The following is a 6,734-nucleotide window of genomic DNA, read 5'->3' as shown; positions in this document are numbered from 1 at the left end:
CACGCTCACCCTCCCGGTGGGGAATTACGTGAGCGACGCCCTGCGGAATTACGTGAGCGAAAACCCCTCAGACCTGCGGAATTTCATGAGCGCTGACAGCACGCTCATGAGACCAAGACGAGACCATCTGAGTACTCGGCGCGTCAGAAGAGACAGGGACGGAACTCGGACGGGACGAATGACTGCCGAATCTAGTTATGCAAGTTCCAGAAATAGCAGCAAGCCGCGATCTAGCGGCCCTACTGAAGGAGTACCGAGTGGGTATCCCCGCTGGGCACAGGTTCGGAATCACGTTCGATGAGTTGTACCCGCAAGGGTTCTTCGTGCTGAGCGTGGACCGGGCGACGGAGTACGCAGAGGGCAAGTCGCCCCGTCCGGCCGTGGACAAGCTGACGGGTCTTCCGGTGTGGACGGTGCAGGGCACGGACCCGTCCGCGAAGGGTAAGAACACCGGTGCGGTGGTGAAGATCGCTTCGGAGTATCAGCCGGTTCCGCCGGAGACGCTGGCGGGTACGCCTTTCCGTCCTGCGGTCTTCCGGGGCCTGAAGGTCACGCCGTACGTGCGGGATGGCTGGGTCAGCTACACGGTCTGGGCAGACGAGATGTTGGCTCCGCAGGCGGCGAACCGTGGCGGCAAGCAGAACAACGCCAACGGCACGTCTGAAGCTCCCAAGGCAGCGTAAGCCGTGGCAGATCTACGGGCTCTGAGTGAGCAGTGGCAGCAGGCTTACCAGCGGTTCACAACAGCCGATGAGGCGAACCGGTACGCGGCTGCTGATGACCCTGACGCTGCCACTCGAATCGTGCCCGCTTATCGCGAGGTGGCGTGGCTCTGGCGACAACTGGCCGGTCACACCGAAACGCCTTGGTGGGCAAAGGCGGCGGCTCTCCATGCCGCTGAGATGTTCGACCACCAGGCCGATTCACGCGAACGCCTCGCGCGGAAGGACACCGACGCCTACGGCGAATCTGGAGCAGGGAGGTTGACGTGACTGTGGTCGAGCGGCGTGAGGCGTCGTGGGCGCAGGCTGAGCGGATTGTGTCGCTCAGTGAGGCGCATGAGGTGTTGCCTCGGTTGATGCCGGGCAAGGGTGATGTCGCTGGTCTGCGGCGGTTTCACGAGAAGAGTGCTGCGGTGTATCGGCGGGTGGCTGATCTGGACCGTGGCCACCACCACGAGGCGCTGTACTGGGCGGATCGTGAGGATCGGCTGGCGCGTGAGTTGGACGGGCAGTGAGCGGAGGAAGGGAAGTTTCTTCGTGGCTGCGGAGATCTTGACTGAGGACCTGCTGCGTATCTCGCTGGAGCGGTTGTCGCGTGAGGTCGCGAGGACTCATCCCGAGTTTGGCGAGATGCTCGCTCGAAACATGTTGCGGACGTGCAGTCTGGTTCCGGATTCTGAGCGCGCGCAACGCTTTGAGGAGCTTGGCGTGTTGCTCAAGGATCTTGGCCGTCTGTATCTGGCTGAGGCGATCATCCTCAGGGGGGCGCCTGAGGACCCGGAGTCGCAAGGTTCAGGAGACTGAGCGGAAGGCTCTGCGAGGTAAGGGTTTGCGTCGTCGGCGCGTGGCTGCATGTCGCGTGCTGGTGACGCATGCCTTGATGCACAAATGAAAACGGGTGTGCGGCCGGTTGGTGGTCGCCGATGGAAACAGCCGAGTTCTTGGCGGTTCTGGGTCTGCTTCCATGGCGACGCACTGACTGGTCTTTCTTGTCGTCTTCGTTGCTACGCAAAGGATTCCCAGTCGTGTCAATGGTATCTGTCTGTACGGGTGCGGCGTCAAGCCGAACCGTTAGCCCGGTGGTGTGTATGTCCTCACTCTCTCTGATGTGTGGGGGTGAGGCCTGATGGGTAGGTGGGTTGATCCGGCCCCGTTCGAGGGTGTCCGTCCTCGTGTGCCGTGGTGGGCGCTCGTTCCGGGGAAACTGAAGTGGGTTGCGGCTCTGGTGGCGCTGGTGTGGCTGCTGCTCCTCGGCGGCGTCCGCCTGGCCCTCGTGGTCGTGCGGTACCCGGCAGTGTCGCTGACTCCGGCGTTGTTGGTGTTGTGCTGGTGGCGTTTGGGCTGGGGTTCGCTGGTTCTGGTGCTGCTGGCGGTCGCGGCCGGCCTGGTGATCTGGTGGGGCCTGTCGCGCGGGTCATTCTCGCGTCAGGTGTGGCTGCGGCTGGTGACAGAGTTCCGGCGGGCCACGGTGTACGTGCCGCGCTGGAAGACCACCGTGCGCCTGGCCGAGTTGGCCAAGGAGTGGCGGGGTCGTGAGTACCTGCCGAAGCTGCGGCGGGTCCGTTCGGATGGTTGGCGGGACCGTGTCCGGGTGCGGATGATCCCGGCCCAGTCGCACGAGGAATGGGAGCTGCGGCGGGCGGGGCTGGCGCACTCGTTCGGGGCGCGTTCGTGCCGTGTCCGGGTGCTCAAGCCTCGCGTGCTGGAACTCGACTTCGTCCACGCTGACCCGCTGGCTCGCCCGGTGCTGGTGCCTCCGTTGTGCAATGACGCGGACGCGGTGGACCTCAAGCGCGTGGTCGTCGGTGTCCTGGAGACCGGGAAGACGTGGCGGCTCAAGCTGCTCGGCAACCAGGTCCTGGGGGTCGGTGTGCAGGGCGCGGGTAAGGCCTCGGTGCTGTGGTCGATCGTGTGGCACCTCGCCCCCGCGATCCGCGCGGGTGCTGTCCGCTTGGTGGGGATCGATCCCAAGGGCGGCATGGAACTCGGGCAGTGCGAGGAAGCGTTCTCGCGGCTCGTGTTCGACAACGGCGCTGCTGCGGTCGAGCTGCTGGAAGAGATCGCGGCGGAGGTCAAGGAACGGGCCTCGCGCTACCGGGGCGTGCGTCGTATCTGGGCGCGTCGCAGCGGTGAACCGTTCACCCTGTTGATCATCGATGAGTTGGCGGATCTCGTCGCCTACCAACCGGATCGCAACCTGAGGGAACGTGCGGTGCGGGCCGTCTCGACCATCACGTCCCAGGGCCGCGCGCCCGGTTACGCGGTGCTCGGGCTGGTGCAGGACCCACGTAAGGAGGTTGTCGCGTTCCGGCATCTGTTCGGGACCAAGATCGCGCTCCGCCTGGACGAAGCACCACAGGTCGACATGGTCCTGGGTGACGGTGCACGGGCTCGGGGCGCTGCGGCTCACGAGATCAGCGAGAACACGCCCGGTGTGGCGTGGGTCAAGACCGATGGGCGCGGGACTCCTGAGCGGGGCCGCGCGTTCTGGGTCACCGACGCGGACCTTGTCGAGCTGGCCATGTTCTTCGGAATCACTGAGGCATCGGTGCACCCGTTCCCGGGACGCTCCGGCAGTGACGACGCGAGTGGAGGTGTGGCGGCATGACCAACAACCGAGAGGAGACCATGACGGCCACTGTGGACAGTGGAGAAACCGTTGGCGTGGCGGTGGTTCCTGCCGTTACTCAGGATGTGGCTGGGATGACGTCGGCAGAACGGGCGCGGATGCCGCTCACCCTCGACGTGGTCAAGGCTGCGGCGGAGCAGCACGGGGTGTGTGTGCGTCCCGTACTGGGGGAGGTCGTGGACCTCGACACCGGTGAGGTGCGCATGGTCGGTGTGCGCTGCAACTCGACCGTGGCGTCCAAATGCCCGGCGTGTGCGGACCGCAACCGGCGCTCCCGCATGGCCCAGTGCCGGGAAGGCTGGCACCTCGACCACGAGCCCGTGGCGGAGCGGGAGACCGCCACGAGCGACCAAATCGAGCTGGTCACCTACCGGTCGGACCTGACCGCCGAGTACCGCCAGGCGCAGGGTGAGCAGGACGCGGAACAGGTCGAGGACCTACGGGAAGCCATCCGGGAGGCGGACTCTGACCTGCGGCGGGAGGGAGTCCGCGGAAACCTCCCCAACGTGGATCGGCCGGCCGCGCCTGCTCCGGTCCGCTCGACCCGGCGGCGTCAGGACTCGCCCAACCTGCCCCGGCGCAAGGTCGCCAAGACCACGGTGGGGCGGGAGTTCGCGGGCAAGTACCGACCCTCGACGTTCGTCACGGTCACACTCGACTCATACGGCAAAGTGCGCACGGACGGCACCCCGGCCGACCCTGCGACGTACGACTACCGGCGGGCCGCACGGGACGCGGTGCACTTCGCCTCCCTGGTGGACCGGTGGTGGCAGAACCTGCGTCGGGTCGTGGGCTGGGACGTGCAGTACTTCGGCACGGTCGAGCCGCAGAAGCGCATCACCCCGCATGCCCACTTCGCCGTCAGGGGCTCGATCCCTCACGCGGTAGTGCGTCAGGTGACGGCGGCGACCTACCTCCAGGTGTGGTGGCCCAACCACGATGAGATTAAGTACAGCGGTGACCGGATGCCGGTGTGGGACATGTGCGCCAAGGGTTTCGTGGACCCGATCACGAACGTCCCACTCACGCCGTGGGCGGATGCGGTGTCTGATCTGGACACTCCAGCGCATGTGGTCGAGTTCGGGTCTCAGGTGCACTCCAAGGGCATCCTCGGCGGCACCGAGGAAGCTGGGCGGCACATCGGCTACCTGACCAAGTACCTGGTCAAGTCGATCTCCGAAGTCGTCGCCGTGGACGACTCGGCGCGGGTGTCGGAGCACGCTGACCGCCTGGCTGCTGAGCTCGCGATCACGCCGTGCTCGGAACGCTGCGCGGTGTGGCTGCTGTACGGCGTCGCTCCCAAGGGGACGAACTCCCGGATGACTCCGGGTCGGTGCCGCTCCAAGGCTCACCGCAGGGAGACGCTCGGGTTGCCTGGGCGGCGGGTGCTGGTGTCACGGCGCTGGTCGGGGAAGACCCTCGCCGAACACAAGTCCGACCGGGCCACGTTCGTCCGTGAGGCCTTGGCTGCTGCGGGGATCGCCAAGCCTGAAGGGACGGACCGGACGCGGCTCATGTGGGCGCCAGTCCAGGCGGGTGACCCGCACGCTCCCAGCCGGGCGGAACTGCTGATGCAGATGATCAGTCAGCGGCTCAAGTGGCGGGCCGAGTACGACCAGGCTCAAGCGGTGCTGGCCGCGTTGCCCCGACCCGCGCCCGATGAAGGGCTGAATCTTTCAGCAACTCATCGGGAGGCGGCCTGACCAGCAACGGGGAGGGGGACAGCATGAGTGATCGACCGCGCTTCATCACCGTGGAATGCCTCTGGACGCCGGCCGTTCTGGCCGACTTCCTCGGCATCCCTGAGAAGACGCTGACCGACTGGCGCTATCGCAGCGTGGGACCTGCGTTCGTCCGGCTCGGAAAGCACGTCCGCTACCGCCCGGACGACGTCCGCGACTGGCTCGACGGCCAGATCGCCGCCTAACCCGAACACCAGGACCAGCCGGGCAGTCCTCCCCGGCCTGCCCGGCTGGCCTGTTCTTTCGGCAACGCTCCTACCAGGAAGGACACACCAACTCATGGCCGGACATGTGCAAGACCGCTGGTACCGGAACAAGCTCGACCCGGATACCGGAAACATCATGGTGGGTCGCAACGGCAGGCCCGTGAAGGAGCAGACACCCGAGCATGGGAAGGGGATGCGCTACAAGGTCCATTACTACGACGATGCGGGCAAGGAACGGAACAAGAGTTTCCCGGACAAGCAGAAGGGCAAGGCGGAAGAGTACCTGCTATCGATGCAGCACGACGTGTTGTCCGGAGTGTTCACCGACCCGGAAGCGGGCAAGGTCCTGTTCCGCGACTTCGCCGCAAAAGTACTAAAAGGACGATCACAAGACGAGTCCACAGTGGAGATCATCAGGCAGCAGACGGTTCAGCACGTGCATCCGTTCTTGGGTGACACACGGCTTTCGTCGTTCAACAACGATCTGATCCGAGACTGGCTGTCGTGGATGACCGAACGCGTTGACAGCAAAGGAAATCCGAAGGTTCCGGCGGCGTCGTATCGGGCGCAGATCTTCGACACCGTGTCTTCGATCCTCGATGTTGCCGTGTCCGAGAAGCGGATCAGGGCCAATCCGTGCAAGGACAAGTCGATCAGTCGTCCGAAGCCGGTTCCTCGGAAGATCAAGGTGTGGGCGGACGCTCGGTTGCGCTCGGTCGGCCTCGCCCTGCCTGAGCGCTTCAAGCCCATGACGGCACTCGGCGCGGGGGTCGGCCTGCGGCAGGGTGAGATCTTCGCGTTCACGCTCGACGACGTCGACCGCGACCGGATGGTCTACCACGTCAACCGCCAAGCGGTCACAGTGAACGGCAAAGTCAAGTTCAAGCTTCCCAAAGGGCACAAGACCCGTGTGGTGCCGCTCGGGCGTGGCGTGCTGGCCGATCTGGACGACTACGCGGAGAACTTCCCGCCTGTTGCGGTCACGTTGCCATGGGCTGAAGACGACTCACGCAAGACCGAGACTGTGAATTTGCTCATGGTCAACAAGCACGGTGGCCTGTACGCACGGCAGACCTTCAACAACACCATCTGGAAGCCGACGTTCGGCAAAGCAGGCCTCGACTACACCCAGGGTCAGGACGGCATGCACGCGCTCAGGCACCTGTTCGCAAGCCACATGCTCGCCCAGGGCGTCAGCATCAAGGAACTCGCGGCGTTCCTTGGGCACGCATCCGAGGCGTTCACGCTGCGCGTCTATGCCCACTTGATGCCCGACTCCTACGACCGGGCACGCCTCGCGATCGATCACCTGTTCAAGCCACGACTGGAAGCGGCCGAGTCCGACGCCACGGCCTTGGACAAGTCTGGCGACGGCCTTGCCACGGTTCACGGCCTGACGACGGCCTGAGACCGGAAAACAAGATCAAAAGAACCT

Annotated in this window: 7 protein-coding genes; all 7 read left to right on the top strand. The window is 65.1% G+C overall.

The window, feature by feature from the left end; genetic code table 11:
• Positions 1 to 257: 257 nt before the first annotated feature.
• The 7 genes from IG04_RS0139570 (at position 258) to IG04_RS0139540 (ending at position 6,707) form a co-directional block, all read left to right on the top strand.
• The gene (locus IG04_RS0139570; RefSeq protein ID WP_030481892.1) at positions 258 to 683 is read left to right on the top strand and encodes a hypothetical protein; all 426 of its coding nucleotides are present in this window, start codon (positions 258 to 260) and stop codon (positions 681 to 683) included.
• 305 nt (positions 684 to 988) lie between these two features.
• A complete protein-coding gene (locus IG04_RS0139565; protein WP_144065782.1) occupies positions 989 to 1,237 on the top strand; it encodes an AMED_5909 family protein in 249 nt (82 codons plus the stop codon).
• Positions 1,238 to 1,259: 22 nt separating this feature from the next.
• On the top strand, positions 1,260 to 1,526 hold the full coding sequence (locus IG04_RS0139560; RefSeq protein ID WP_030481890.1) for a hypothetical protein: 267 nt from the start codon (positions 1,260 to 1,262) through the stop codon (positions 1,524 to 1,526).
• Positions 1,527 to 1,848: 322 nt separating this feature from the next.
• The gene (locus tag IG04_RS0139555) at positions 1,849 to 3,330 is read left to right on the top strand and encodes an FtsK/SpoIIIE domain-containing protein (protein WP_030481889.1); all 1,482 of its coding nucleotides are present in this window, start codon (positions 1,849 to 1,851) and stop codon (positions 3,328 to 3,330) included.
• Between the two features lie 95 nt (positions 3,331 to 3,425).
• Entirely contained in the window at positions 3,426 to 5,054 is a 1,629-nt protein-coding gene (locus tag IG04_RS0139550) for a replication initiator (RefSeq protein WP_030481888.1), read from the top strand.
• A gap of 23 nt (positions 5,055 to 5,077) precedes the next feature.
• Entirely contained in the window at positions 5,078 to 5,278 is a 201-nt protein-coding gene (locus IG04_RS0139545) for a helix-turn-helix transcriptional regulator (RefSeq protein WP_030481887.1), read from the top strand.
• Positions 5,279 to 5,372: 94 nt separating this feature from the next.
• Positions 5,373 to 6,707 (top strand): tyrosine-type recombinase/integrase, encoded by a 1,335-nt coding sequence (locus tag IG04_RS0139540; protein WP_030481886.1) that lies wholly within the window; start codon positions 5,373 to 5,375, stop codon positions 6,705 to 6,707.
• Positions 6,708 to 6,734: the final 27 nt, after the last annotated feature.

The organism is Lentzea albidocapillata (assembly GCF_000719115.1).
GTDB classification, from domain to species: domain Bacteria; phylum Actinomycetota; class Actinomycetes; order Mycobacteriales; family Pseudonocardiaceae; genus Lentzea; species Lentzea albidocapillata.
This window is presented reverse-complemented; position numbering and strand designations above follow the sequence as displayed.

Coding starts and splice junctions, on each gene's coding strand:
- IG04_RS0139555 (WP_030481889.1), top strand. CDS start 1,849: ATGGGTAGGTGGGTTGATCCGGCCCCGTTCGAGGGTGTCCGTCCTCGT.
- IG04_RS0139550 (WP_030481888.1), top strand. CDS start 3,426: ATGACGTCGGCAGAACGGGCGCGGATGCCGCTCACCCTCGACGTGGTC.
- IG04_RS0139545 (WP_030481887.1), top strand. CDS start 5,078: ATGAGTGATCGACCGCGCTTCATCACCGTGGAATGCCTCTGGACGCCG.
- IG04_RS0139540 (WP_030481886.1), top strand. CDS start 5,373: ATGGCCGGACATGTGCAAGACCGCTGGTACCGGAACAAGCTCGACCCG.